Source organism: Nocardioides caldifontis, assembly GCF_008087345.1.
In the GTDB taxonomy this organism is placed as follows: domain Bacteria; phylum Actinomycetota; class Actinomycetes; order Propionibacteriales; family Nocardioidaceae; genus Marmoricola_A; species Marmoricola_A caldifontis.
Window position 1 is genome coordinate 100145 of sequence record NZ_ML701735.1, and the last position, 23897, is coordinate 124041.

Sequence of the window (23897 nt, forward strand, 5' to 3'; positions counted from 1 at the left end):
AGAGGAACCCATGGACTTCGGCCTGACCGACGAGCAGCGCAGCATCGTCGAGGTGACGCGGGCGTTCGTCGAGCGCGAGCTGTACCCCCACGAGGAGGAGGTCGAGCGCACCGGGGTGGTGCGTCCCGAGCTCGTCGAGGAGATCCGCGCGAAGGCGCTGGCGGCTGGGCTGTACGCCGCGAACATGCCCGAGGAGGTCGGGGGCGCCGGCCTCGACACGGTGACGTGGGTGCTCTACGAGAAGGAGCTCGGGAAGGCGAGCTACGCCCTGCACTACACCGCGGTCGCCCGGCCCTCGAACATCCTGCTCGCCTGCACCGAGGCGCAGCGGGAGCGGTACCTCTACCCGTGCGTGCGTGGCGAGAAGGTCGACTGCCTCGCGATGACCGAACCCGGCGCGGGGTCCGACATGCGCGGCATGCGGACCCGGGCCGCCCGTGACGGCGACGGCTGGCGGATCAACGGCACCAAGCACTTCATCAGCCACGCGGCCGAGGCCGACTTCGTGATCCTCGTGGCGGTGACCGGCACCGACGGTGCCGGGCGGCCAGCGATGTCGACGTTCCTGGTCGACCTCGACACCCCCGGGCTGACCGTGCAGGAGGGGTACCGCAACGTCTCGCACCGCGGCTACACCAACTCGATCCTCCACTTCGACGACGTGCGCGTCGGCGACGAGGCGCTGCTGGGCGAGGTGGACGAGGGGTTCGCGCTGGCCGGCACCTGGCTCGGGTCGACGCGGCTCCAGGTCGCCGCCTCGTGCCTCGGCCGGGCCGAGCGGGCGCTCGACCTGTCGGTGCGCCACGCCGCGACCCGTGAGCAGTTCGGCCGGCCGATCGGCAAGTTCCAGGGCGTCGGGTTCAAGCTGGCCGACATGGCGAGCGAGCTCCGGGCCGCCGAGCTGGTGACGCTGCACGCCGCCTGGAAGCACGACCAGGGCACCGCCACCGACGCCGACTTCGCGATGGCGAAGCTGCGGGCGAGCGAGATGCTCGCGATGGTCGCCGACGAGGCGATCCAGGTCCACGGAGGGATGGGACTCATGGACGAGCTGCCGCTCGAACGGATCTGGCGGGACGCCCGGATCGAGCGGATCTGGGACGGGACCTCCGAGATCCAGCGCCACATCATCAGCCGCTCGCTGCTGCGGCCCCTGGGAGGCTGAGCGGATGAGCGACGTGCTGCACACCCGCGTCGAGGACCGCGTCCTCGAGGTGACCCTCGACCGTCCCAAGGCCAACGCCATCGACCTCGCCACCAGCCGGGAGATGGGCGAGGTGTTCGCCGGCTTCCGCGACGACCCCGAGCTCCGGGTCGCGATCCTCCGCACCGCCGGGGACAAGTTCTTCAGCGCCGGCTGGGACCTCAAGGCCGCGGCGGCCGGGGACGACGTGACCGGCGACTACGGCGTCGGCGGGTTCGGCGGGCTCCAGGAGCTGCCCGACCTGAACAAGCCGGTCATCGCCGCCGTCCACGGCCTCGCGATGGGCGGCGGCTTCGAGCTCGCGCTCGCGTGCGACCTGATCTACGCCTCGGAGTCGACCCAGTTCGGGTTGCCGGAGATCAACGCGGGCACCCTTGCCGACGCCGCCACGATCAAGCTGCCGAAGCGGATGCCGTACCACGTCGCGATGGAGCTGCTGCTGACCGGACGGTGGATGGCCGCCGAGGAGGCCGCACGCTGGGGGGTGGTCAACGCCGTGCTCCCCGACGACGAGGCGGTCCGCGCCCGGGCCTGGGAGACCGCCCGGCTCCTCGCCTCCGGGCCGCCGCTGGTCTTCGCGGCGATCAAGGAGACCGCAAGGGTGGCGGAGTCGCTGCGGTTCCAGGAGGCTATGGACCTCGTCACCTCCAGCTCGCTCCCGACGGTCGAGAAGCTCTACACCTCCGAGGACGGCCTGGAGGGGTTCAAGGCCTTCGCCGAGAAGAGGAAGCCGGTGTGGAAGGGGCGATGAGCACGAGCACGGGACGGTGGACGAATTGGGGGACGGCATGAGGGACCACACGACCAACGAGGAGGACGCCCAGTGAACCGCAACGTCATGATCACCTGCGCGCTGACCGGTGCCGGCGACACCGTGGGGCGCTCGGAGCACGTCCCGGTGACGCCGGAGCAGATCGCCGAGTCCGGCATCGCGGCGGCGCGAGCCGGCGCCACCATCGTCCACATCCACGTGCGCGATCCCGAGACGGGCAAGGGCTCCCGTGACGTCGCGCTCTACCGCGAGGTGGTCGAGCGGATCCGCGCCTCGGACGTCGACGTCATCATCAACACGACCGCCGGCATGGGCGGCGACCTGATGCTCGATCCGCACGACCCCACGACGTTCGTGGAGGGCACCGACCTGGTCAGCGGCGTCGACCGGCTCCCGCACGTCGAGGAGCTCCTTCCGGACATCTGCACGCTCGACTGCGGGAGCCTCAACTTCGGGGAGGGCAGCCTGGTCTACGTGAGCACCCCGGACATGCTCCGCGAGGGCGCGAAGAAGATCCAGGAGCTCGGCGTACGGGTGGAGATGGAGATCTTCGACACCGGCCACCTGTGGTTCGCCAACAAGCTGGTCGAGGAGGGGCTGATCGACCAGCCCGCTATGTTCCAGCTCTGCATGGGGATCCCGTACGGCGCCCCGGCGGACCCGCTGACGCTGCACTCGATGGTGGCCCAGCTGCCCACGGACGCCGTCTGGGCGTCGTTCGCGCTCGGCCCGATGCAGATGCCCTGGGTGGCGCAGTCCGTGCTCCTCGGTGGCCACGTCCGGGTCGGGCTGGAGGACAACCTCTACCTGAGCCGCGGGGTCAAGGCGACCAACGCGCAGCTCGTCGAGCGGGCGAGGACGATCGTGGAGAGCATGGGCGCCAAGGTCGCCACCCCCGACGAGGGCCGCGAGATCCTCGCGCTGAAGCCGCGTTGAGCCCGGTGGACGCCGTGGACGCCGTGGACGCCGTGGACGCCGTGGACGGGGCCGGGGGCCGGCCGGCGCCGCAGGATGTCCGGACCATCACCTGCGTGGGCGCCGGCGTCATCGGCGGCGGCTGGGTGGCGTACTTCCTGGCGCGCGGCTACCGGGTGGTGGCGTGGGACCCGGCCGACACGGCCGAGGCCCGGCTCCGCCACCTCGTCGACAGGGCCTGGCCGGCGCTGACCGAGCTGGGGCTCTCCGATGGCGCCAGCGCCGACAACCTGACGGTGGAGCGCGACCTCGCGACCGCCTGCGCGGACACGCACTTCGTGCAGGAGAGCGCCCCGGAGGACCTCGAGCTGAAGCGGACGCTGCTCGCCGACATCGACGCGGTGACCCCGGTCGACGTGGTCATCTCGTCGTCGACCTCCGGCTACGGGATGAGCGAGATGCAGACCAAGTGCGCGCACCCCGAGCGCACGGTCGTCGGACACCCGTTCAACCCGCCGTACCTCATCCCGCTGGTCGAGGTGGTCGGCGGGACCGCGACGTCGGCGGAGACCGTGGCGTGGACGTCCGAGTTCTTCCGGCACGCGGGGAAGTCCGTGATCACCATGGAGCGCGAGGTGCCCGGGTTCATCGCGAACCGGCTCCAGGAGGCGCTGTGGCGCGAGGCGCTGCACATGGTCGCCGCCGGCGAGGCGACCGTCGAGCAGATCGACCTCTCGATCACGGACGGTCCGGGGCTGCGGTGGCCGATCCACGGGCCGATGATGACCTTCCACCTCGCCGGCGGGCAGGGCGGGATGGCGCACATGCTCGACCACTTCGGGCCCTCGCTGCTGTCGCCGTGGACCCGGCTGGTCGCGGCGGAGCTCACCCCGGAGCTGCGCGACGCGGTCGTCGAGGGCTGCGAGCGCGAGGCGGACGGCCGGAGCATCGACGACCTGGTCGCCGAGCGCGACCGCGGCGTGATCGCGGTCCTGCGGGCGTTGGGGCGCGCGTGACTGCGGCACCGGTCCTCTGGCGGGAGCCCGTCCAGCACGCGTGGATCGACTACAACGGCCACCTCTCCGAGCCCTACTACGTGCTGGTGTTCGGCCACGCCACCGACGCGGTGATGGAGGCCGTCGGGCTCGGGCCCGACTACCGGGCGGCGCACGACGCGTCGCTCTACACGGTCGAGGCGCACGTGCGGTACCTCGCCGAGGTGTCCGCGGGCAGCGAGCTCGAGGTGCGCTCCTCGGTCATCGGGGCGACCGGCAAGCTGCTGTGGATCTGGCACGAGATGTGGGTCGACGGGCGGCTGCGCGCGACCGAGGAGGTCCTCGGGGTGCACGTGGTCGGCAGCCGGGCGGCGCCGTTCCCCGACGACGTCGCCGCCCGGGCACGCGCCGCGTGCGTGGAGCCGCCCGAGGAGGCGAGCGGACGGATCAGGCCGTTGCCCAGCGCCTGAGCTCGCCGGCGAGCACCGGGTCGACGTCGCCGATCGACCAGGTGGAGCCGGGCACCGGGGCTCGCGGAACGTCCCGTCGGTCATGGGACCAGGTCGATCTCACCGATGCGCACCACCCGGTCGTCCTGCTCCCGCGCCGCGGGACGTCAGGGGGTCAGCGGTGCAGCGCGGGCTTCTGCTGCCGGAGCAGCCAGGCGGTGTAGGCGTCGACGGGCCCGTTGGCGCGCACCGGGTTGCGGTAGGCGTGGATGCCGAGGGCGACAGCGGCGGCGGCGAGGATCACGAGTTCCATGGCGACGGCTCCGTTCAGTTGGCTCACCTGTCTGAACACTCGTTCACCTGGCTCCCTTCCGCCGACGGCGCCGTCGGCGGTGTGAGTTGCGCTACGTCCTGACCCGCGATCGGACGTGTCCGCCCGACCCGGCACGGGCACGGTGCACGGGCGAGCTCCCAGCACAGCACCGCGACCACACCGGCAACCGAGGTGCCGGAGGACACCGGGTTCTTCGGCCAACCTCGGGTCCTCGCGAACCTCTTCGGCGTCGAGCTGTGGGAGCGGTTCAGCTTCTACGGCATGCAGGGGATCCTGCTGATCTACCTGTACTACAGAGCGCACCCTGTTCTACTCCGCCGCGCTGGTGATGGCCGGGCACGTCGCCCTCGCGGTCGTGCCCGAGCTGGTCGGCGTGGGGATCGGCCTGGTGCTCGTGGCCCTCGGCAGCGGCGGCGTGAAGGCCAATGCGACCGCGCTGGTCGGCGCGCTGTACGCGGCGGGCGACGAGCGGCGCGACGCCGGGTTCTCGCTCTTCTACATGGGCATCAACATCGGCGCCCTCGTCGGGCCGCTGCTGACCGGGGTGCTCCAGGAGGAGTGGGGGTTCCACTTCGGCTTCGGCCTCGCAGCGATCGGCATGGCGGCAGGGCTCGTCCAGTACACGCTGGGGCGGGGCCGGCTGCCTGCGAGCACGGGTGAGGTCGCGAACCCGCTTCCCCAGCGGCTGCGGAGCCGCTACGCGATGGCGGGCGCCGGGGCCTTGGCGGCCGTCGTGCTCCTGTGCGTCGTCGGGGTCGTCACCACGGACCGGTTGTCCACGATCGTCGCGTGGTGCAGCGGGCTCGCGGCCGCGGCGTACTTCCTGTCTTCATCATCACCCTCGCCGGCGCCTTCGCGGCCCTGTGGACCCGTCTGGGTCCCCGGCAGCCGTCGACCCCGGTGAAGTTCGGGCTCGGGACGCTGCTGATGGGGACGGCCTTCCTGCTGTTCCTGCTCATGCCGGAGGGACGCAGCTCGGTCCCGGTCGCCGGGTTGGCGGGCATCCTCCTGGTCTTCACCGTCGCCGAGCTGCTGCTGTCGCCGGTGGGGCTGTCGCTGTCGACGAAGCTCGCGCCCGCGAAGTACCGGACCCAGATGGTGGCGCTCTTCTTCCTCTCCGTGGCGCTGGGCACCGCGATGTCCGGGACGCTGGCGTCGTACTACGACCCCGACGCCGAGACCGGGTTCTTCCTCGTCGTCGGGCTGGTGGCGGTCGCGGTCGGCGGCCTGGTGCTCGCGCTGTCCCGGCCGATCAGGTCCTTGATGAGCGGGGTGCACTGAGCGACTCGACGGCGCCGACGATGCGCCGGTCGTCGACCTCCGCGCGGATCCGCCGACCGAGCTCGGCGGCGGACGTCGCGAAGCTGCGGTCCTCCAGCAGCCGGGTCAGCGCGGCGGCGATCCTGTCGGGCTCCGCCGAGCTGCGGAGCGACAGCCCTGCGTGGTGGCGGACCACCCGGGCGGCGTTGTCCGGCTGGTCGCGCCCCAGGGGCATGACGAGGCACGGCCGACCGGCGGCGAGCGCCTTGACGACCGTGCCGTGGCCGCCGTGGGTGACGACGACGTCGGCGTGCGGGAGGAGCTGTGCGTGCGGCGCCGCCGGCACGACGTGGATGCCGGGGCGGGGCGCGGGGACGGGTTCGACCGCCGGCCCGGTGGTGACCACGGCCCGCACGGGCAGTCCGGCCAGCGCCTCGACCACGTTGCGCACCAAACGGTCGGAGCCGCGGGTGCGGCCGGTGGAGGTCGCGACGAGCACGAGGGGCTCCTCGCCCTCCGGCGGCTCGACGGCACCGGCCCACTCGGGGTCGTCGAGCACCGGCCCCACGTAGGCGACGTTGTCGGGCCGGCGGGCGGGCGGGAAGTCGAAGGCCTCGGCGGTGAGGACGAGCACCCGCTCGGCGCGGTCGAGCTGGTCCCAGACGTGGACCAGCGGTGGCAGCCCGAGGTCGCGCCTCGTCGCGTTGAGCTGCTTGCGGCCGAGGTCCCAGGCCCGGTGCATGACGCGGGGCAGGAGCTGGTCGCGGAGCCGCGTCAGCGGCCCGGTCCCGGGAACCAGGCCGAGGCCGAACGGCGGCTCCCCCGGCGTGGGGCGCACGTAGACGTTGGGCATCGTGGCGGCGGTCGGGATCCGGAGGCTCTCGGTGGCTGCGAGGGCGCCCATGAGGACGAAGTCGACGACCGCGGCGTCGAAGCTCTCCCCGGCCGCGACCGCGCGCACGTCTGCGGCGTAGCGGGCCGACGGCCCCGTGACGAGCCGGCCGAGCAGCCGGCCGAAGAGGCTCACCGGCGTCCGGCACTCCCAGTCCGCGATCTCCGCCTGGGCGAACTGCGGCGCGGTGCGCCACGGCTCGAACCGGGCCCCGGCCGCCGTTACCCCCGCCTCGATGCTCGGCTCTGCGAGCGCTGTGACCCGGTGGCCGGCTTCGACCAGCCGCCGCCCGATGCCGAGCTCCACCGGCACGGTCCCGCCGCCGTCCCACAACGCCATCAGCACGTGCATGTCACCCTCCTGCGTGGTCGAGCACCCCGCGGACCAGCGACTCCATGGCGGTCCGCGTGCGCGCCTTGGACAGCGCGAGGTCGCGGCGGAGCAGCTTCCAGGTGCCGACGTCGGTGGCGGCGTAGAGCCCGTCGACGACCCGGCGTCGGTCACGCGCGTCGTCGGGCAGCCACGGCCCGAACCGCTCCTCCAACCAGCGCCGGTGGCCGGCGCGTCCGACCCGCAGAGCGGCGGCCACGGCGTCGCTCTCCGGCTCGAGCACCAGCATCGACCAGTTGACGTCGCCGTACCGCTCGTACTCCTCGACGAGGGCGCGCACCACGGCGGGGACGTCGCTCACCGCCGCGCGCCGCCGCGCCTCGAGGATCTCGCCGCCGAGCTCCTCGACCGCGGCCATGAACAGCCGCTCCTTCGACTCGAAGTGCTGGTGCACCGTCTGGGACGAGACGCCGGCGGCGGCCGCGACGTCGGCGACACGGATCGAGGTGTACGCGGTCGTCGCCACCGCCTCCTTCATCGCCGCGACGATGCGCCGCCGCGTCTGCTCGCGCTTCTCGGCGCGGGCGACCATCCGGTACGGACGTCGGGCCGGCGCCGTCGCAGGGCCTGGGATCACTCACCCCAGAGTCATATTGGCTTGATGCCGTGTCAAGGCAATGTGCCAGCCGGCCGAGACCACCACGAGGGCGCCGAGCCCCGCACCGGCTGCGAGCTCGGGGTCCTGGGAGACGACGCCCACGAGCAGCGCGACTGCGAGGACGGCACCGAGCCACACCCCGGGCCTCCGCACGACCGCGGGGCGCGGCAGGACCGGCTGCCGCCTCGACCGCACGATGCAGTACACCGCCACGACGGCGCCGCCGACGACCGTCGAGGTGTGCTGGAGCCACCGGTGGAGCGGGAGCGGCCCGTAGTCGTCCCGCAGGAACGCGTGCTGCTCGACGAGGAACCCCCAGTCGTGGGTGGCGGAGTCCCAGAGCACGTGGGTCGCGGCGCCGAGCGCCACCGCGAGCGGCGCGAGGAGCCAGCCGCGCAGGCGGAGCCGGCCGTGGGCGGGCGCCCGGTCGCGGACGAACGGGACCAGGTCGACGACGGCGTCGCGGAGCAGGGCGAACCAGAGCCCCAGCAGGACCAGCCCGATGACCGTGTCCACGAGCAGCCCCGCACCGCTGTGGGTCGTCGCGTAGCCGACCCCGACGGGCAGGTACACCGGCGTGTCCGGCGCGACCGCTCCGGCCACGAGGGCGCTCAGCGGCAGGCCGAGCCGCTGGACCGGCAGGACGACCGCCGGGTGCGCGGGCGTGAGAGGCACACTGCGAGCCTAGGGCGATCAGCCCTCCGGCACCGCCTCTCGTGGCGTTGGCTCAGCGCCAGCACGGCGGTAGCGACGACGATCACGGCCGCTCCGAGCCACTGGCGCGGCTCGAGCCTCTCTCCGACGAGGTAGCCCGCACTCAGCCCAGCGACCGGGATCAGCGGAAGGAACGCCCCGGCGTACGAAGCCGGGACGTGACGTAGTCCGGTGACGAAGAGCCAGAAGGCGAGCCCGTAGTAGAGAACACCGGAGGCGGCGGCGGCCAGCCAGGCGGCGGCGTCCATCCCCGCGAAGCTCCAGCCGGTGCCGCCGGCCGCCCCGACGACCGTCGCGATGACGACGGCGAACGCGAGCGCGGTCGCCTGCTGCGCGAGGACGATCATCAGCGAGGAGTCGTCGAGCACCAGCTTGCGGGTGATCACGGTGTACAGCGCGCAGCAGGCGACGGCGACCAGTGTGAGGACGATGCCCACCGGGGCTCCGGCGGCGCCGGGCTGGTACACCACCAGCAGCACCCCGACCATCGCGACCGCGACCGAGGCACCGAGCCTGGCGGAGACGTGTTCGCGAAGAAGCAGTGCGGCGAGCAGGAGGATGAGGACCGGTTCCAAGGCCCACAGCAGCACGGACATGCTCGCGGTGATGGTCGTCAGGCCGATGAGACCGAGCGCGTAGGCGGCGCCGGGGTTCAGCAGCCCCAGCGCCGCCAGCCGACGCATCGGCGGGTCCCAGGCCGGGCGCTCACGGCGCACACCGGCAGCGGCGACGAGGAAGACACAGCTGGCGGCCAGCTGCAGCGGCAACAGGGTGAGCGGTGCGACGGCATCGACGACCTGCTTGGTGACGACGGTACCGACGCCCCAGCAGGCGGCCGCGGCCGTCAGCGCAATGACTGAGACCCGTCGGATTCTGCTGCGGTCGGCGAGCCCTTGCTGGGGAACGGACTCGCGGTTCGGGATCGGTTGGGGCATGGCAAGGCTCCGTTGGAGGACGCGATGGGCAGGACTGAGCGCGGGCGCCGCACGGTGGCGGCGCCGGCGGCGTCAGTTCGCCGGGTCCTCTGCGTCGCAGCAGTCGTAGGCCGGCACCCGACACGGCTTCGTCGGGGCTCCGGAGCAGACCTGCCCTGCCATGCGTGTCACGGTACTCCCCGACTCAGCCGGTGACCCGGACGACGACGGTGAGTGCGCGGTTCAGTTGACTTCGCTGCGGCGCTCGAGCAGGACGGTGTCGCGCCAGACACCGTCGAGCTGGGCGATGCGGGTCCGCACGGCGAGGGTGCGGTAACCGGCAGAGTGGTGCAGCGCGAGGCTGGCGCGGTTCTCGGGGAAGATCGAGGTCTGCAGGGTCCACATCCCGGCCTTGTCGGCCTCGGTGACCTGGGTGAACAGCAGGGCCTTGCCGACTCCACGGCCGCGAGCGGGCTCGGTGACGTAGACCGAGGTCTCGCCGACCCCGGCGTAGCACTGGCGGCCCGAGACCGGCATCACCGCGGTCCAGCCGACCACCTCGCCGTCGAGCTCGGCGACCCACGCCATCCCCGGCAACCACCTGGCCCGCAGCTGCTTGGCGGTCGGCACCTTGGTCTCGAAGGTGGCGTTGCGGGTCGCCAGGCCTTCGGCGTAGATCGACAGCGCGGTCGGCATGTCGTCCTCGGTGACCGGTCGGGTGGTGACGTCGGCGGGGAGGTCTTCGGGGCAGCACGGCGGTGCGGACAAGGTGCCCATCACGACGTCGGCGGCGTGCGGCAGGCCGGTGCAGCAGGCGGCGTTCACCGAGACCATGCTCGAGGTGCCGACCTTGTCGACCACGACGAAGCCGACCTTGCGCAGCAGCTCGACGTGGTGGCTGCAGGTGGACTGGCTGATCCTGAGCGCTTCCGACAGGTCGCGCACGCGCATCGCGCCCGTCGGTGAGGTGGAGAGGGCGTGCAGCAGCCGGACCCGGGTCGGGTCGGCGAGCACCGCGAACCACTCTGCGTAGCTGGCCGCATCAGCATTGCTCAGGGTCGGGGCGGGCGCGCTGACGGGTGTCGTCGTCATGGGGCGAACAGTACCTTGCTTTCATCGATCGCGATCGATAGAGTCCGATCCATCGACGAGCGTCGATGAAGTCGGCTCCAAGGCGGACATGATGCAGCACCCCGTGGCGATCATCGGCGCCGGCCCCACCGGCTGGCCGCCGCCGCGCACGTGCAGAGCCGGCGGCCTGGACGCTGTCGTCCTCGAGCGGGGCGGCGCCGCCGGGGCGGCAGTCTCGGAGTGGGGGCACGTACGGCTGTTCTCCCCCTGGGCCGAGCTGGTCGACCCGGTGGCCGAGAAGCTGCTCACGGAAGCTGGCTGGGTCGGGCCGGACCCGACGTCGTACCCGACCGGCGCCGACTGGGTGGCCCAGTACCTGCAGCCGCTCGCGGCAGCACTCGCCGCATCGACCGAGGTCGAGGTTCGCTACGGCGCCGAGGTCGTCGGGGTCGCGAAGGCAGGTCGGGACGTCATGGTCGACGCCGGCCGCGACGAGGAGCCGTTCGTCGTCCACGTCGCCGGACCTCAGGGGCACCAGCGGCTGCTTGCCTCAGCGGTCATCGACGCCTCCGGCACCTGGGGCACCCCCAACCCGCTCGGCACCGACGGCTACCCCGCCGTAGGTGAGGCCGAGCACGCCGACCGCATCGCCTACGCGATCCCCGACTTCACCGACCCGGCCACCGCGCAGCGGTACGCCGGCAAGCACGTAGCGGTCGCCGGCACTGGTGCCTCCGCGCAGAACACGTTGGTCGGGCTGGCCCGCCTGTCCGTCGAGGACCCCTCGACGAGGGTGTCCTGGCTGGTGCGCCGCCCGGCGGTGGGTGAGGCGTTCGGCGGTGGCGACGACGACCAGCTCGCTGCCCGTGGTGCGTTGGGCAAGCACGCCCGGCGGGTGGCCGAGTCCGGTTTCGTGACCACCCGGACCGGGTTCCGCACGGTGGCCGTGGCCGCCGACGAAGGCGGCCGGCTGCGCCTGGAGTCGGCCGACGGGCAGGTCGTGGAGGCGGCGGACGAGGTCGTCGTCGTCACCGGCTTCCGCCCCGACCTCAGCTTCCTGAGCGAGGTGCGGCTCGACCTCGACCCGGTGCTGTCCGCGCCGCGGCAGCTCGCCCCGCTGATCGACCCCAACGTGCACTCCTGCGGCACCGTCTACCCGCACGGCGCCGCAGAGCTCGAGCAGCCCGAGGCCCGGTTCTTCGTCGCCGGGATGAAGTCCTACGGCCGCGCACCGTCGTTCCTCACCCTGACCGGGTTCGAGCAGACCCGCAGCATCGTCGCTGCGATCGCCGGCGACCACGAGGCCGCCGGCAGGGTCGAGCTGGTGCTGCCCGAGACCGGTGTGTGCGGTGGCTCCGGCGGGTTCGACGACGCCGAGTCGTGCCAGGTCGCGTCTGCGGAGGCTGAGGTCGCCGCCGCGCTCGGCAGCTCGGGCGGAGGCTGCTGCGGAACGGCCGCTGCAGCCGCGCCGCAGCTGGTGGAGCTCGGCCGGTCGCGCAGCTGAACCGGAGAGCAGGTGGCCGGGGCGCGCGGCACGGTGGACGAGGTGCAGTGACGCACTGGGGAGGCGAGCGCCGGGTCCGCGCGCTGACCACGCTGACCCTCGTCGCAGGGCTGGCCAGCGCCGTGTTCGCGCCGCTGGCCGCTGCGCTGGACGGTTGGGTGGGCTGGCGCCTCGCCTACGTGGTCCTGCTGGCCGGGCTGGTGGTCATCACTATCCCGTTGCGCTTGTGGGGGCTCAACCACCCGTGGCTGAAGGTGCCGCGAACCGCGCATCCGGCGGTCGGTCGGCTCGGGTACGCGCGGTTCGCCGGCGCCACCTCGGTGACCTCTCGCGGCGTACGGGACCTTGAACGGCATCCTCACCGCCCCGGCCCTGGTGGCCTCCGCCGTCGCGCCGTTCGCCGGCGGGGCACTTGCCCACCTGCTCGGCTCCTACACCGACGCGTTCCTCGTGCTCGCCGGCTTGGCCGCGGTCGCGGCCGCGTTGATGGCGGGTGCTACTCCGCCGGCGGCTCGTCGATGACCGACGGAGGCAGCTCGAGACCGGGGACGAGCTCCGTCAACAGGGATCGCACGCGACGGTCGAGGTCGGCGACGATCTCCCGCACCGTCGCCTCGTCCTGGCCACCTGGGTCGGCGACGGGCCAGTCGACGTACCTCACGCCCGGGACGTAGGGGCACTCCTCGCCGCAGCCCAACGTGATCGCCATCGTGCTGGCCGCGATCGCCTCACGCGTGAGCAGCTTGGGGTGCTCCCGGGAGGTGTCGAGGCCGAGCTTCTCCAGGACAGCGCCGACCTCGGGATGGATCTGCTCACCAGGTTGAGTGCCCGCCGAGAGCGCGACGACGCGCCCGCCGGCGTAGTGCTCGGTGAGGACGCGGCTGATCACCGACCGGCCGCCGTTGCGGACACACGCGAACACCACCTGGGGGGTGTCTTGGTCTGCGGTGGTCATAGCGCGCCTCCCGCTGAGGTGGTCGGGGTTGGTCGGTCGCGGTAGTACTTGCGGGCCCAGAGGCTGACGTAGACCAGCGCCACCAGCGCAGGGACCTCGATCAGCGGACCGACGACGCCAGCGAGCGCCTGACCCGAGGTCACCCCGAACACAGCGATGGCCACCGCGATCGCAAGCTCGAAGTTGTTGCCGGCGGCGGTGAAGGAGACCGCGGTCGCGCGCTGGTAGTCGAACCCGAGCGCCTTGGTGAGCAGCATCGAGCCGCCCCACATCAGCATGAAGTACGCCAGCAGGGGCACCGCGATCCGGGCGACGTCAAGGGGCTGGTTGATGATGGTGTCCCCCTGGAGAGCGAACAGGATGACGATCGTGAACAGAAGGCCGTAGAGGGCGGTGGGACCGATCTTCGGCAGGAACCGCGCCTCGTACCAGGCCCGCCCCCTGGCGCGCTCGACCAGAGTGCGGGTCAGGAACCCGGCGAGCAGCGGGATGCCGAGGAACACCAGCACCGAGGTCGCGATCTCCCACATCGACACCTCGAGCGCGGCCTGCTCCAGCCCCAGCCAGCCGGGGAGCACCTGGAGGTAGAAGTAGCCGAGGGCGGCGAAGGCGAGGATCTGGAACACCGCGTTGACCGCGACCAGGATGGCGGCGGCCTCCGGGTCGCCGCAGGCGAGGTCGTTCCAGATCAGCACCATCGCGATGCAGCGGGCCAGGCCGACGATGATCAGCCCGGTGCGGTACTCCGGCAGGTCCGGCAGCATCAGCCAGGCCAGGGCGAACATCAACGCTGGGCCGAGGACCCAGTTCAAGACAACGGAGGCGCCGAGCAAGCGCGTGTCACTCGTGACGTGTCCGAGCTCGTCGTAGCGGACCTTCGCCAGCACCGGGTACATCATCACCAGCAGCCCGACCGCGATCGGCAGCGACACTGAACCGAGCTCGACCGCCGCCAGAGCGTCGTCCAGTCCTGGAACGAGCCGACCCAGCAGGAGTCCGGCGACCATGGCCACGCCGATCCACACTGGCAAGAACCGGTCCAGGGTGGAGAGCCGGTGGAGGACATCCCCTTGCTGCGCGTGCGGAGCGTGGTTCGTGCTCACCATGTCGCTCATGCGGGAAGCTCGGGCGAGGCGAACAAGCTCGCCAACGCGGCCACCGCGGCCGCGCGCGCCTTGTAGAACACCCAGGTGCCGCGCTTCTCCCGGTCCACCAGCCCGGCTTCGTGCAGCACCTTGAGGTGGTGGCTGATCGTCGGCTGGGAGAGGTCGAAGTGGGGCAGCAGGTCACAGACACATGCCTCAGCACCCTCATGGGACAGCACCAACGAGAGCAACCTCAGCCGAGTCGGGTCAGCGAGCGCCTTCAGCATCGGCGCGGTCCGGGCAGCCGCCGCAGGGGACATCGGCTCCTGCGCCAACGGCGTGCAGCGGATCAGGCCGTCTCCGTTGGCGAGACTTCCTCGATCCGGTTCGGACCGCCGCACGGAAGGAGCTGCTCGCAGAGAGTTCGACACCCCTCTATATTGACATGTGTCGATGCTCGGTGGAAGCCCAGCGTCGACAGCTCACGTGCGTCCCGAAGCGCGCCCAAACCAGCCGCGCATGAACAAGCGCCCGTTTGAGCGTTGCTCAAACGGGCGCCGATCCTGTCAAGTCAGTGGAGCTGGCGGGAATCGAACCCGCGTCCTTCGGCGTAGTTCCAGGTCTTCTCCGGGTGCAGTCCGTAAGACGTTTTCTCAGCCCCGACGCTCGTACGGACACGTCGTCGACAGGCTCAGCCGGATGAAAGTCCCGTGCCACCCCTCCGGCGAGGGTGACACAGCAAGCCTCCTAGCTGAGGCCAGAATCTGAGTCGGAGGCGTCCTCAGTCTGACCCGTCACGCTCGCTGTCAGGCAGCGAGGGTGAACGAACTGCGCTTAGCGTCGGCAGTTATTGGTTCCCAGGCGTCGTTAACGAGATAAGCCTGGATCCTCGACCCGCTTCCCCTGGAACAAGACGTCCCAAGTCGAAACCGATCAGCCCCTCTTGAGTTGTCAAACGCTGCTCGACGGTCGCCCGCGGGCAGCGTCGCCAGTCTACAGACCTCAACGGCAGCGACCAGCGACTTTGTTCCCGTGACCCACGGCGCGCTCAGCCGACGAGGCTGGGCGGGATCACCGCGATCCCCAGCCGGAGGTCCATGACGGGGTCGCGGCCGTGCTGGTGCGTCCCGCTGTCGTCGACCCGGATCCAGTGGCCGTGAGGAAGCCGCCACCAGTAGACCCCGGGCTCGGGGTGGTGCAGCCGCCACCCGCCATGCGTCTTGAGGCGGTGGTGCTTGCGGCTCAGGGGCCCGAGGTTCTCCATCGACGTCTGGCCCGGCGGCGGTCGACCGTCGCGCGGCCCGCGGTCGTACGGCTGCGGGTGGTCCTTGTCGCAGCGTCGCGAGGGCAGCGTGCCGTAGGGGAAGACCTCGAACGGGTCGCGGACCTCGACGAGCTCCCGCATCGGCCGCGGGATCTCGTAGCGGTCGACCGGCACCACGGTGACGTGGTCGAGCACCGGCTTCACGACGATCCGGTGGGCAGTGGCGTCGCCCAGCCAGCGGCGCAACGACTCCAGCACCACCGGGCCGATCTCCTCGACGCGGGCGATGCGCGGACCCGCGTCGGTGAGCCCCGCCGCCCGGTGCAGCGCCGCCTCGGAGAGGTGGACGTGGAGGGTGAGCACCGGGTCGAAGCGGGAAGCGTCGGACGATCCCAGCGCGTCGAGGACCGAGCGGAGCAACGCCCGGTCCTCCTCGGAGAGACCGCCAGGCCGGCCGGCGTCCGCCGCCGCGTCACCGCCCACGGCACCGGCGGTCAGCTCGCGCAGCTGCCCACCGAGCTCCTCGTCCAGCCCGTCGATCGCCTCGTCCAGCGGCTGCTCGGTGAGGTCGTCCACCCGCAGCCGGTAGTCCCAGGGACGCCGCCCCTCGACGTCGTGCACCCCGGCGAGGTCGTCCGGCTGCGGCTCCGGCTCGTCGTCCGCGTGCTCCAACGAGGCGCCGAGCAGCAGGGCAAGGGCCCGCTCGGGGTTCGCGAGGATCCGCAACCCCTTCGCCCGTCGTACGTCGACGGGGTCGGTGTCCCCCTGCTCGGCCAGGACGACGGCGATCCGGTCGATCACCGCGACGACGTACATCACCTCACCCGCGTCCGCCCGCGCGACCAGCGTGCGCATCCCGTGCTCGTCGGTCACCCCGCTCTGGACGAACGTCTTGAGCCGCTCGGCCTCGGCTCGGGCAGCGGCGGCCTCGGGGTCGGCCTCGGCGATCTTCGCGTTGACGAGCTTGAGGAAGCGGTTGACCGGCAGCGTGGGGAGGTACTGCGTGGTCTGGGTGTCGACCCAGCGGGCCTGCTCGAGCGTCAGCCCGACGGCGGCGCAGCGCCGGGCCACCTTGGCGGCGAGCCAGACCGGGACGCGGCCGCACCTGATGTCGGCCCACAGCTGCGGGTGCCGGTGGCGGAGGTTGACCGCGTCGGCGAGGAGCTGCTCGCCCGACTGCGTGGTGCGCCCCAGCAGCGCGGCGAGCTCCGCCCCGGCGAACTCGTCGATCTGCGGGCACCCGTCGGCGCCGGACGGCACCACCCGCTCCTCCCCCGGGAGCGTCGCGAGGCACTCGTCGACGAACTCGGGCGCCCGCAGGTCGGCCCATTGGGCAGCCAGGAGGAGCTGCTCGGCCTGCGCTTCGAGGACCCTGACCCGGGACCGCGCGAGCGCGTCCGCCGTCGCATCGGCGTCGAGCTCGTCGATCCCGGTCCAGTCGAACATGTGTTCGATGATATCGGAGGGCTCCGACAGAACCCGGTACCCACGGCGCCGGGGGGTCACGGCAGTCTGAGCGCCACCACGTCCTCCCCCAGCTCGGCGACGTCCTGGGCAACCGTCACGGCCCACGGGTGGTCGTCGGCGGTCATCCCGCGGAGGTCGACCCGGAACCCGACGCTCCTCCGCCCGTCGCGGACGACGTCCACGTCGGCGTCGTGCTCGGCCAGCAGCGCCCGCACCTCGTCGGCCGCCTCCGGGCGCACCGTGAGGACCATCCGGTCGTCGGCCTGCTGGACGGCCTCGCTGCGCTCCGCGAGCCGCTCGGCACGGCGCTGCGCGACCACGGCCGTCGAGGACGGCTCCGGTCCGAGCAGCGCGTTCTCGAGGATCGCGGCGGTGCCGTCGGTGAACGCACGGAAGTTCGGGTCGGAGCCGAAGAGCACCACGCGCCCGTCGCCGTACTGCTGGTCCACGACGGCCGCGGTGCCGTGCAGCTCCTCCTCGCCCTGGGCGAAGCCGGAGACGAACCAGTCCGGATCGCCGGCCATCGGGTAGCGGACCGGCACCGCGTCGGCGGGCGCGTTCCAGACCAGGTCGTACTCGTACATCGCGTACGCCGTGCGGCCGACCCCGCGGCTCAATGGGCTGCGGGCGTCGAGCTCCACCCGGATGAGCGAGCCGGGGACGTCCGACGTCGGCTCGGCGGCGGTCGCCGTCGTGAGCCCGAGCCGGCTCGCGAGCAGCGACGCCCCGCGCAGCGTCACGAGCGTCCCCCCGGCGTCGACCCAGTCGGTCAACGCCTGCCGGCCGGCGTCGCCGAGCGCCTCGTAGGCCTCCTCGGCATCGCCGTTCGGCACCACCAGGACGTCGAGTCCGTCCAGTGCCCCGGAACCGATGTCGGCGGCGGTGAGGTCGCTGTAGAGCAGCTGCTGGCGGCGGTCGAGCCACCAGCGCAGCCAGCCGGCCGACTCGATCGCGCTGGTGTCCTCCTCGGACACCTGCCACACCCCGAGCCGCGGCGCCGCCGCACGCCGCTGCTGCTGCCGGTCGACCGGCGGCTGCGAGCGCACCAGGCGGGCGCGTGGCTCCAGCGTGGCGCCGGTGTAGCCGCCCGGCACGTTGTTCAGCAGCGGGCCGCTGAACGCGGTCACGTCGTAGAAGTACGGGAACGGGACGTAGGTGTCCTCGTTCAGCATCGCCTGCACCCAGTGCTTCTGGCCCTGCGCCATCGGGATCCAGTAGGTGCCCTTCGGCAGCGTCTGCGTGCGCGCGGCGCGTCCGTACGGCCGGTAGCCGGGCACCCGGAGCGGCTTGGCGAGCCGGTAGACGTCGACGTCCATCGATCGCAGCCGCTCCACGAGCCGCGCCTGCTCGTCCTGCTTGCCCGCACCGGGCGGGGTCAGGAAGTAGTGCCGGACCTTGCGGCGCGGCACCGGGTTGTCGATGTCCTCGCCCTCCCAGTAGAGCTGGTTGGGCTCGAGCTGGCCGCGCCGACCCTGCTGAGCAGCCTTGACGTGCTCGGCTCGCCACTCCCGGAGCATCGAGTGCCGTTCCCCGGCGGCCATCAGCGTCGTCCAGATCGCGGTGTACTGCTCCTGCACGCGCCGCTCGGCCGGGTCGCCGTTCGCCTTCTCGTAGGTCATCCCGGCGGCGTTGAAGCCGGTGGCGGGCACGGTGTCGCCGTACCCCATGTAGAAGAGGTCGTAGACGTCGCCGTTGAAGTACGGGATCGAGAACCGGTCGAAGACGTCCTGCATCGCGGGGCCGTAGACCTCGTAGATCCAGTGCAGCGGGGTCTCGCCGATGTCGTGGTAGACGGGGTCGGCGTTCGGCGGGAAGAAGTAGGTCTCGCGGCCCATCTCGTGGGAGTCGATGAAGAGCTGCGGCGGCAGCTCGCGCAGCTTCTCGACCTTGCTGTCGGTCTCACGCTGGGTGCGCGCGAACCAGTCCCGGTTGAGGTCGAAGCCGTAGGCGTTGCGGCGGGTGTCGGCCTCGCGGCCGTCCGGGTTCTGCGTCGGGAGGACGACGACGATGGCGCGGTCGAGGACCGTCCTCGTCGTGCAGTCGCGCCGCGCGGCCAGCTCGTAGAGGACCCGCAGCGTCGCGTCGGTGCCGCTCTCCTCGCCGCCGTGCACGTTGCCGGCGACCCAGAGGACGGCCGGTGTCCGCTTCACGATGCGCCGGGCCGCCGCCGGCGAGGTGTCGGCGTCGCGGAGCTTGTTGAGGTCGCGACCGATCGTACGGAGCGCCGAGGGACGCACCCACTTCGCCTTGCCCACCACTGCGTAGCGGAGCGGGCGCCCTTCCCAGGAACGGCCGAGGACCCCGTCGACGACGCGCGGGCTCGCGTCCGCCACGGCGCGCAGGTAGGTGTCGGACTCCCGCGTGGTCACGTCGCGGTCGCCGAGCTCGAGTCCGATGACCTCCTGGGAGGTGGGCACGTCGGGGTCGATGATCGGCGACCGGAACGGGTCGCACGGGGCGCGCTCGGCCCGGCTGGGCGGAGCGGCTGCCCCCGGCGCCAGCGGTGCCGCGAGGGCCACCGCGGTGGCGAGGGAGGTGAGGAGTGCTGCCGTGCAGGAGGTGCGACGTGCCATGGCCGTTGTCCGTTCCCGAGTCGGTGCGTCCGCCGCCCAGCAGTCTGTGCCTGTTCCCGCGGTCTGGACAAGACCCGGCGCGGAATCAACCGAACAGCCGCGCGCCGCTCTCCCAGCACACCGCGCGCAGCCAGTCGTCCCCGAGGTCGAGTCCGGCGAGCCCCTCGAGCTGGTGCGCGTAGGCGTAGGGGATGTTCGGGAAGTCGCTGCCCAGCAGCACCCGCTCCCCCAGGTCGCGCAGCCGCGGCAGCAGCTCGCGCGGGTACGGCGCCTCGGCCTCGAAGAACGAGGTGAACGCCATCGTGGTGTCGAGGTGCACCCGCGGGAACTCCTCGGCGAGCGCGAGGAACTCGGCGTACTCCGGCGCCCCCATGTGCGCGACGACGGCGGTCAGCGACGGGTGGCGCTCGAGCACCGCACGCATCGGCGCGGGACCGGTGTGCTCGGTCGGCACCGGCCCCGACCCGGCGTGCACCACGACCGGCGTGCCCGCCTCGGCGAGCAGTCCCCACACCGGGTCGAGCTCAGCGGCCCGCAGGTCGAACCCGCCGACCTGGACGTGCACCTTGAACACCTCGACCCCGGACGAGATCCGGCGCTCGACGTACTCCTCGACGCCGGGCTCGGGGAAGAACGTCGCCGACCGGAGGCACTCCGGCACCCGGTCGGCGAACTCCGCAGCCCAGTCGTTGAGCGGCTCCGCCATCCCGGGGATGTGCGCGTAGGACAGCGCGGAGAAGCGGCGTACGCCGAGGGAGCGCAGGTGCTCGAGCCGCTGCTCCTCGGGCCACTTGTAGAGGATCGGCCACTCCCGCCCGATCAGCGGTCCGGCGTTGTCGAACTGCGCCCAGACCTTCCGCTCCATCCGCGGCGGCAGGAAGTGGACGTGGACGTCGAACAGCCCGGGGGTCCCCAGCTCCTGCCAGAACGCAGGAACGTCGGCGTCCCTCACCCCATGCCCTTGGCGCGCCGCCCGACCGCCACCTCGGCCTCGCGACGGGCCGTGCGCTCGGCGATCGCCTGCCGCTTGTCGTAGAACTTCTTGCCTCGAGCGACGCCGATCTCGACCTTCGCCCGACCGTCCTTGAAGTAGAGCGCGAGCGGGATCAGCGTGAACCCCTTCTCACGCACCTTGCTCTCGATCTTGTCGATCTCGCGGCGGTTCAGCAGGAGCTTGCGGCGGCGGCGAGGCTCGTGGTTGGTCCACGTCCCCTGGGTGTACGTCGGGATGTGCACCGCGTGGAGGAAGACCTCACCGTTCTCCACCTCGGCGAAGCCGTCGACCAGCGAGGCGCGACCGGCGCGCAGCGACTTCACCTCGGTGCCCTGCAGGACGATGCCCGCCTCGTAGGTGTCGTCGATGTGGTAGTCGTGACGGGCCTTCTTGTTCTGCGCGACCACCTTGCGCCCGGTCTCCTTGGCCATGCGCCGATTGTGTCAGGCCGGTCAGAGCCAGTTCATCGGGTCGACCGGGGTGCCGTTCTGGTTGACGGTCCAGTGCAGGTGGCAGCCGGTCGACCAGCCGGTGGTGCCGACGTAGCCGATGACGTCGCCGCGGTCGACGCGGTCGCCGACGCCGACGGCGTAGGAGCTGAGGTGGTTGGAGATCGTGGAGAGCCCGACGCCGTGCTTCACGCCGTGGTCGATGATGATCCGGTTGCCCCAGGCGGACTGGTAGTACCGCGAGATCACCTTGCCGGGCGCGGCAGCGCGGATCGGGGTGCCGCAGGCGGCGCCGAAGTCGATGCCGTCGTGGAGCGAGCGGTAGCCCCAGATCGGGTGGGTGCGGTAGCCGTACGGCGAGGTGATCGACCCGTCGACCGGCATGCTGAGGTAGCCGTTGCCGTCGACGTAGCCGGTGAACGAGGTCTTCGACGCCTTCTCCGCGATCAGCCGCTCGATGCGGTCGCGCTCGGCCTCGAGCTTGGCGAGCTCGGCGAGGTCGGCGTTCTTCGCCTCGACGGCGTTGCGGCGGGCCTGCTGGCGCAGCGACACGAGCTCCGCGACGGCCGTCTCGGCCTCCTCGGCCTGCGCCTCGAGCGCCTTCTTCTTCTCGAGGTTCTCGGCCGCCTGCTGCCGCTTCTCCGCGACCTCCTGCTTGGCGTCCTCGGTCTCGTCCTCCTTGACCGCGAGCAGCACCTTCGCCGCCTCGAGCTGGTCGAGGAGCGCGGCCTCCATGTTCACCACGTCGGTGTTGGAGTTGAGCTGGCCGGCGAGCTGGGTCGGGTCCTGGGTGTTGAAGACCATCGAGAGCCCCATGAGGGCAGGGTCGCCGGACTCGTAGGTGGAGACCACCATCGCCCGGATCCGGTCCTCCTGCGCGCCCACGTCACGCTGGCCGGCGGCGAGCTCCTTGCGGGCGATGCGCAGCCGCTCCACGGCCGCGTCGAGCCGCGCCTGCATCTGCTTGTCGAGGGCCACCGCGGCGGCGAGCTCGCCGCGGGTCTTGGCCAGGTGGTCGCGGGCGGCGAACAGGTCCTGCTGGGCGGCGAGCAGCTTCTGCGTCGTCTCCTCGACCGCCTTGCTCGACTCGTGGACGTGCTGGTCGGCCTCGTCGATCTTCTTCTCGACCTTGTCCTTCTTGTCCTCGAGGTCGTCCGCGGCGGCCGGCAGGACGCCGAGCAGCAGCCCACCGGCGGCCGCGGCGACGAGCGCGCGCCGGAGGAGGGCGCGCCGAGGCGCGCGGGGGGAAGGACGATCCACGGGGAAGAAACCTTCGAGCTAGTCGAGGGGACAGATCGGACGAGCCCTTCGACGGTAACCGAGAGGAGTCATACCTTGAGGTATTTCCGGGTAAGTAGGAGGGTCGGGATCAACGTCAGCGCCAGCCCGACCACCGCGACGATCCCCATCGCCCAGGCTCCGTCGGTCCAGTCGACCCAGGCCACGAGGTTCGAGTTCGGTCTCAGCAGCCGGTAGACGACGACGTACAGGAAGACGCCGATCGCACCCGCGGCGAGCAGCACGCCGAGCAGCGCAGCGAAGAGCGCCTCGAGCAGGAACGGCAGCTGGATGTAGAGGCTGGAGGCGCCGACCAGCCGCATGATCCCGATCTCCTTGCGGCGGGCGAAGGCGGCGAGCCGGATCGTGTTGCCGACCTGGAGGATGGCGGCGAAGAGCAGGAAGCCGGCGATCACGATCGCGCCCCACTTGAAGGCGTTGATCCAGAAGTAGATCGGCTCCAGCACCTGGCGGAGGTCACGCACCGAGCCGACGCCGGGCAGCTCGCCGACCGCCCCCTTGACCCCCTGGAACTCGCGCGGGTCCTTCAGCGTGATCCAGTACGACTCGGCGAGGTCGCTGGGCTTGATCGCCTCGACCACCTGCTGCTGGCTCTCGTCGTCGGCGGAGTAGACCTCGCGCCACTTGTCGTAGGCCTCCTGGCTGGTCTCGAAGTGGAACTTCTCGACCTCCGGGTGCTCGGAGAGCACCTTCTCGACCTGCTGCTTCTGCGCGTCGGTCGCCTGCCCGTCGATGCAGCCGGCTCCCGGGGAGTTGTCGGTGCACATGAAGACGGTGATCTGGAGCCGGTCGCCCCAGAACTCCTCGGCCTTGTCGGCCTGCGCGTTGAGCAGGATCCCGAGCCCGACGAGGGTCAGGGAGACGAACATCGTGACGACGACCGCGACCGTCATCGAGAGGTTGCGCCGGAGCCCGGTGGTGAGCTCGGAGACGACGTAGGTCAGCTGCATGGGTGGTGGAGGTCCTCGCTGCTGGGGGGTGGGCAGGCCGGTGAGGGGGCGCCCCGGGTCAGTGCTGGTATCCGTAGACGCCGCGCGCCTGGTCCCGGACGACGCGGCCCCCGGACAGCTCGATGACGCGCTTGCGCATCTGGTCGACGATGCTCGAGTCGTGGGTGGCCATCACGACGGTGGTCCCGGTCCGGTTGATCCGGTCGAGCAGCTTCATGATGCCGACGGACGTGGTGGGGTCGAGGTTGCCGGTCGGCTCGTCGGCGATGAGCAGCGTCGGCTGGTTGACGAACGCGCGGGCCATCGCGACCCGCTGCTGCTCGCCGCCGGACAGCTCGTCGGGCATCCGGTCGCCCTTGCCCTCGAGCCCGACGAGCTCGAGCACCTCGGGGACCCGCTCCTTGACGTGGCTGCGCGGCTTGCCGATGACCTGCAGCGCGAACGCGACGTTCTCGGAGACGGTCTTGTTCGGCAGCAGGCGGAAGTCCTGGAAGACGGTGCCGATTTGGCGGCGCAGCTGCGGCACCTGCCAGCCGTGCATCTTGCCGAGGTCCTTGCCGGCGACCTGCACGGTGCCGGAGGTGGCCCGCGCCTCCCGGAGCACGAGCTTGAGGAAGGTCGACTTGCCGGAGCCGGAGGCGCCGACGAGGAAGACGAACTCGCCGTCCTCGACGTCCACGGTGACGTCGTCGAGGGCGGCGCGCTGCTGACCCGGGTAGGTCATCGACACGTTCTTGAAGGTGATCACAGGCTGTCCAGGCCGGGATCGGGTTCAGGGGGTGACGTACGTCGAGCGCCGGCCAACGGCCGAGTCTAGGTGACGGTCCTGTCAGCCCCAGGGTCCGCGAG

At 71.6% G+C, this 23897-nt stretch carries 25 protein-coding genes and 1 other RNA gene; 9 read left to right on the top strand and 17 right to left on the bottom strand.

The features are described from left to right. Positions 1–10 precede the first annotated feature (10 nt). The 5 genes from FIP57_RS00525 (at position 11) to FIP57_RS00545 (ending at position 4356) form a co-directional block, all read left to right on the top strand. A complete protein-coding gene (locus FIP57_RS00525; protein ID WP_148570858.1) occupies positions 11–1165 on the top strand; it encodes an acyl-CoA dehydrogenase family protein in 1155 nt (384 codons plus the stop codon). Between the two features lie 4 nt (positions 1166–1169). After that, positions 1170–1955: an enoyl-CoA hydratase-related protein gene (locus tag FIP57_RS00530; protein ID WP_148570860.1), complete on the top strand. Its 786-nt coding sequence runs from the start codon at positions 1170–1172 to the stop codon at positions 1953–1955. A gap of 72 nt (positions 1956–2027) precedes the next feature. Beyond that, on the top strand, positions 2028–2912 hold the full coding sequence (locus tag FIP57_RS00535; RefSeq protein WP_148570862.1) for a beta-keto acid cleavage family enzyme: 885 nt from the start codon (positions 2028–2030) through the stop codon (positions 2910–2912). 14 nt (positions 2913–2926) lie between these two features. After that, a complete protein-coding gene (locus FIP57_RS00540) occupies positions 2927–3907 on the top strand; it encodes a 3-hydroxyacyl-CoA dehydrogenase NAD-binding domain-containing protein (protein ID WP_238993186.1) in 981 nt (326 codons plus the stop codon). After that, on the top strand, positions 3904–4356 hold the full coding sequence (locus FIP57_RS00545) for a thioesterase family protein (RefSeq protein ID WP_148570864.1): 453 nt from the start codon (positions 3904–3906) through the stop codon (positions 4354–4356). The genes FIP57_RS00540 and FIP57_RS00545 overlap by 4 nt, the downstream gene beginning before the upstream one ends. A gap of 154 nt (positions 4357–4510) precedes the next feature. On the opposite strand, the gene FIP57_RS22995 is transcribed toward FIP57_RS00545, so the two are convergent. Then, complete coding sequence (locus FIP57_RS22995) at positions 4511–4648, bottom strand: hypothetical protein (RefSeq protein ID WP_162529635.1); 138 nt, start codon at positions 4646–4648, stop codon at positions 4511–4513. A 349-nt stretch (positions 4649–4997) separates the two neighbouring features. Here FIP57_RS22995 and FIP57_RS23860 point away from each other — a divergent pair, with 349 nt between their 5' ends. Then, entirely contained in the window at positions 4998–5573 is a 576-nt protein-coding gene (locus FIP57_RS23860) for an oligopeptide:H+ symporter (RefSeq protein WP_238993187.1), read from the top strand. Next, positions 5462–5950: a POT-type proton-dependent oligopeptide transporter gene (locus FIP57_RS23865; RefSeq protein ID WP_238993231.1), complete on the top strand. Its 489-nt coding sequence runs from the start codon at positions 5462–5464 to the stop codon at positions 5948–5950. The genes FIP57_RS23860 and FIP57_RS23865 overlap by 112 nt, the downstream gene beginning before the upstream one ends. Here the strand turns inward: FIP57_RS23865 and FIP57_RS00555 are convergent. The 5 genes from FIP57_RS00555 to FIP57_RS00575 form a co-directional block, all read right to left on the bottom strand. Then, the gene (locus FIP57_RS00555) at positions 5922–7172 is read right to left on the bottom strand and encodes a nucleotide disphospho-sugar-binding domain-containing protein (protein WP_148570866.1); all 1251 of its coding nucleotides are present in this window, start codon (positions 7170–7172) and stop codon (positions 5922–5924) included. The two genes, FIP57_RS23865 and FIP57_RS00555, sit on opposite strands and share 29 nt — an antisense overlap. A 1-nt stretch (position 7173) precedes the next feature. Then, positions 7174–7788: a TetR/AcrR family transcriptional regulator gene (locus tag FIP57_RS00560; protein ID WP_148570869.1), complete on the bottom strand. Its 615-nt coding sequence runs from the start codon at positions 7786–7788 to the stop codon at positions 7174–7176. Continuing rightward, positions 7789–8484 carry a DUF4184 family protein gene (locus tag FIP57_RS00565; RefSeq protein ID WP_148570871.1) on the bottom strand — a complete coding sequence of 232 codons (696 nt, stop codon included), beginning with the start codon at positions 8482–8484 and terminating at the stop codon, positions 7789–7791. After that, entirely contained in the window at positions 8421–9458 is a 1038-nt protein-coding gene (locus FIP57_RS00570) for a DMT family transporter (protein ID WP_148570873.1), read from the bottom strand. The genes FIP57_RS00565 and FIP57_RS00570 overlap by 64 nt, the downstream gene beginning before the upstream one ends. A 222-nt stretch (positions 9459–9680) precedes the next feature. Further along, the gene (locus tag FIP57_RS00575; RefSeq protein WP_148570875.1) at positions 9681–10529 is read right to left on the bottom strand and encodes a helix-turn-helix domain-containing GNAT family N-acetyltransferase; all 849 of its coding nucleotides are present in this window, start codon (positions 10527–10529) and stop codon (positions 9681–9683) included. Positions 10530–10620: 91 nt separating this feature from the next. On the opposite strand from FIP57_RS00575, the gene FIP57_RS00580 reads away from it, so the two are divergent. Both FIP57_RS00580 and FIP57_RS23000 read left to right on the top strand, forming a co-directional pair. Then, positions 10621–12012: an NAD(P)-binding domain-containing protein gene (locus FIP57_RS00580; RefSeq protein ID WP_238993188.1), complete on the top strand. Its 1392-nt coding sequence runs from the start codon at positions 10621–10623 to the stop codon at positions 12010–12012. Positions 12013–12357: 345 nt separating this feature from the next. Beyond that, positions 12358–12534, top strand: a complete 177-nt coding sequence (locus tag FIP57_RS23000) for a hypothetical protein (RefSeq protein ID WP_162529636.1) — start codon at positions 12358–12360, stop codon at positions 12532–12534. Here the strand turns inward: FIP57_RS23000 and FIP57_RS00585 are convergent. The 11 genes from FIP57_RS00585 to ftsE all read right to left on the bottom strand — a co-directional run bounded on the left by FIP57_RS00585 (position 12509) and on the right by ftsE (position 23796). After that, entirely contained in the window at positions 12509–12967 is a 459-nt protein-coding gene (locus FIP57_RS00585) for an arsenate-mycothiol transferase ArsC (protein WP_148570880.1), read from the bottom strand. The genes FIP57_RS23000 and FIP57_RS00585 overlap by 26 nt on opposite strands. Then, positions 12964–14082, bottom strand: a complete 1119-nt coding sequence (arsB, locus tag FIP57_RS00590; protein WP_148570882.1) for an ACR3 family arsenite efflux transporter — start codon at positions 14080–14082, stop codon at positions 12964–12966. Before arsB ends, FIP57_RS00585 begins: the two co-directional genes overlap by 4 nt. After that, positions 14079–14372, bottom strand: a complete 294-nt coding sequence (locus tag FIP57_RS00595; RefSeq protein ID WP_148570884.1) for an ArsR/SmtB family transcription factor — start codon at positions 14370–14372, stop codon at positions 14079–14081. The genes arsB and FIP57_RS00595 overlap by 4 nt, the downstream gene beginning before the upstream one ends. A gap of 252 nt (positions 14373–14624) precedes the next feature. Beyond that, positions 14625–14993: a transfer-messenger RNA gene (gene ssrA / locus FIP57_RS00600) on the bottom strand. Positions 14994–15100: 107 nt separating this feature from the next. Then, positions 15101–16762: an HNH endonuclease signature motif containing protein gene (locus tag FIP57_RS00605; RefSeq protein ID WP_148570886.1), complete on the bottom strand. Its 1662-nt coding sequence runs from the start codon at positions 16760–16762 to the stop codon at positions 15101–15103. A gap of 56 nt (positions 16763–16818) precedes the next feature. Next, positions 16819–19356, bottom strand: coding sequence for a M14 family zinc carboxypeptidase (locus FIP57_RS00610; protein ID WP_148570888.1), 2538 nt, complete (start codon positions 19354–19356; stop codon positions 16819–16821). Positions 19357–19441: 85 nt separating this feature from the next. After that, a complete protein-coding gene (locus tag FIP57_RS00615; RefSeq protein WP_148570890.1) occupies positions 19442–20308 on the bottom strand; it encodes an amidohydrolase family protein in 867 nt (288 codons plus the stop codon). Continuing rightward, positions 20305–20781, bottom strand: a complete 477-nt coding sequence (gene smpB / locus FIP57_RS00620) for an SsrA-binding protein SmpB (RefSeq protein ID WP_148570892.1) — start codon at positions 20779–20781, stop codon at positions 20305–20307. The genes FIP57_RS00615 and smpB overlap by 4 nt, the downstream gene beginning before the upstream one ends. Positions 20782–20802: 21 nt before the next feature. Further along, positions 20803–22059 (bottom strand): M23 family metallopeptidase, encoded by a 1257-nt coding sequence (locus FIP57_RS00625; RefSeq protein ID WP_148570894.1) that lies wholly within the window; start codon positions 22057–22059, stop codon positions 20803–20805. A gap of 68 nt (positions 22060–22127) precedes the next feature. After that, positions 22128–23048 (bottom strand): permease-like cell division protein FtsX, encoded by a 921-nt coding sequence (gene ftsX / locus FIP57_RS00630; RefSeq protein ID WP_148570896.1) that lies wholly within the window; start codon positions 23046–23048, stop codon positions 22128–22130. Positions 23049–23106: 58 nt separating this feature from the next. Next, a complete protein-coding gene (gene ftsE / locus FIP57_RS00635; protein ID WP_148570898.1) occupies positions 23107–23796 on the bottom strand; it encodes a cell division ATP-binding protein FtsE in 690 nt (229 codons plus the stop codon). Positions 23797–23897 lie beyond the last annotated feature (101 nt).

Excerpts from the sequence above, each read along its gene's own strand:
- FIP57_RS00525 (WP_148570858.1), top strand. The coding sequence starts at position 11 with ATGGACTTCGGCCTGACCGACGAGCAGCGCAGCATCGTCGAGGTGACG.
- FIP57_RS00580 (WP_238993188.1), top strand. The coding sequence starts at position 10,621 with ATGCAGCACCCCGTGGCGATCATCGGCGCCGGCCCCACCGGCTGGCCG.
- ftsX (WP_148570896.1), bottom strand. The coding sequence starts at position 23,048 with ATGCAGCTGACCTACGTCGTCTCCGAGCTCACCACCGGGCTCCGGCGC.
- FIP57_RS00575 (WP_148570875.1), bottom strand. The coding sequence starts at position 10,529 with ATGACGACGACACCCGTCAGCGCGCCCGCCCCGACCCTGAGCAATGCT.
- arsB (WP_148570882.1), bottom strand. The coding sequence starts at position 14,082 with ATGAGCGACATGGTGAGCACGAACCACGCTCCGCACGCGCAGCAAGGG.
- FIP57_RS00605 (WP_148570886.1), bottom strand. The coding sequence starts at position 16,762 with ATGTTCGACTGGACCGGGATCGACGAGCTCGACGCCGATGCGACGGCG.
- FIP57_RS23860 (WP_238993187.1), top strand. The coding sequence starts at position 4,998 with ATGGCCGGGCACGTCGCCCTCGCGGTCGTGCCCGAGCTGGTCGGCGTG.
- FIP57_RS22995 (WP_162529635.1), bottom strand. The coding sequence starts at position 4,648 with ATGGAACTCGTGATCCTCGCCGCCGCCGCTGTCGCCCTCGGCATCCAC.
- FIP57_RS00585 (WP_148570880.1), bottom strand. The coding sequence starts at position 12,967 with ATGACCACCGCAGACCAAGACACCCCCCAGGTGGTGTTCGCGTGTGTC.
- FIP57_RS00570 (WP_148570873.1), bottom strand. The coding sequence starts at position 9,458 with ATGCCCCAACCGATCCCGAACCGCGAGTCCGTTCCCCAGCAAGGGCTC.
- FIP57_RS00555 (WP_148570866.1), bottom strand. The coding sequence starts at position 7,172 with ATGCACGTGCTGATGGCGTTGTGGGACGGCGGCGGGACCGTGCCGGTG.
- FIP57_RS00610 (WP_148570888.1), bottom strand. The coding sequence starts at position 19,356 with ATGGCACGTCGCACCTCCTGCACGGCAGCACTCCTCACCTCCCTCGCC.
- smpB (WP_148570892.1), bottom strand. The coding sequence starts at position 20,781 with ATGGCCAAGGAGACCGGGCGCAAGGTGGTCGCGCAGAACAAGAAGGCC.
- FIP57_RS00595 (WP_148570884.1), bottom strand. The coding sequence starts at position 14,372 with ATGTCCCCTGCGGCGGCTGCCCGGACCGCGCCGATGCTGAAGGCGCTC.
- FIP57_RS00530 (WP_148570860.1), top strand. The coding sequence starts at position 1,170 with ATGAGCGACGTGCTGCACACCCGCGTCGAGGACCGCGTCCTCGAGGTG.